This window comes from Mesorhizobium sp. M7A.T.Ca.US.000.02.2.1 (assembly GCF_003996995.1).
Classification (GTDB): Bacteria; Pseudomonadota; Alphaproteobacteria; order Rhizobiales; family Rhizobiaceae; genus Mesorhizobium.
On sequence record NZ_RZTT01000859.1, the window covers coordinates 1 to 681 of the forward strand.

Genomic DNA, 681 nt, shown 5'->3' on the forward strand with positions numbered 1-681 from the left:
GGCCTACGCCGCGCCTGACGTACAACTGCGCAAGTACGCCGAAGCGGTGAAGGAAATCACCGGTAATGCGGCGCCGAAGGTTCGGCCGTGGGAGCTGAAAATCCGCGAGCGTCAGGAGAAGGTGCGGGGGGCTTGGCTGCACACTGCAGCCGTCCTGGACAAGCATCCTTCGCAGGATGCCAAGCGGCTTGCGAAGGACATTCGGGAGTTCGTGAAGGATATGCCGCTCCTGCAGACCGAGCGGCAGCAGATCCACGCCCAGGTCGCCAAGGGGCTCGGCCGGGGCACCAACCGGCAAACCGACAAGGGCGCCGACCGGTCATAAAAAAACCGCCCCTCGGGGCGGTTACACCATCATCGAGTCCGCAATGTACGGTCAGCTGGGTGCGCCGTCGCCCCGGTCGGTACTCGACAGCTCGCTTGATAAGAGCCGGTCCAATTCCGCGTTGATTTCCGGGTTGCCCCTCAAATCAGGCCACTGGCGGATCGTCTCGCCCGGCTTCGGCAGAAGAAGTGGACCCTGCTTTGGCCTCATCGAGGTCCCGATGTACGGATTGACAGCGAGGATCTGCGGTGGATTTTCGACGTTGCCGGGCTCGGCTGCTTTGTTGGTCATGGTCCATTTCTCCGGGATAAAGCCGGTTTGGCAGTGGATGGTGCAATGAGACAGCTGGGTTGTCC

At 62.0% G+C, this 681-nt stretch carries 1 protein-coding gene and 1 pseudogene; one reads left to right on the plus strand and one right to left on the minus strand.

Annotated features, from left to right (window positions below; translation table 11 throughout):
- Nucleotides 1-325: pseudogene (locus EOD15_RS36135) on the plus strand (hypothetical protein); the annotation flags it as partial.
- A gap of 51 nt (nucleotides 326-376) precedes the next feature.
- On the opposite strand, the gene EOD15_RS35140 reads toward EOD15_RS36135, so the two are convergent.
- Nucleotides 377-681: hypothetical protein (locus EOD15_RS35140; protein ID WP_210212222.1), on the minus strand; the 305-nt coding region annotated here is incomplete at its 5' end.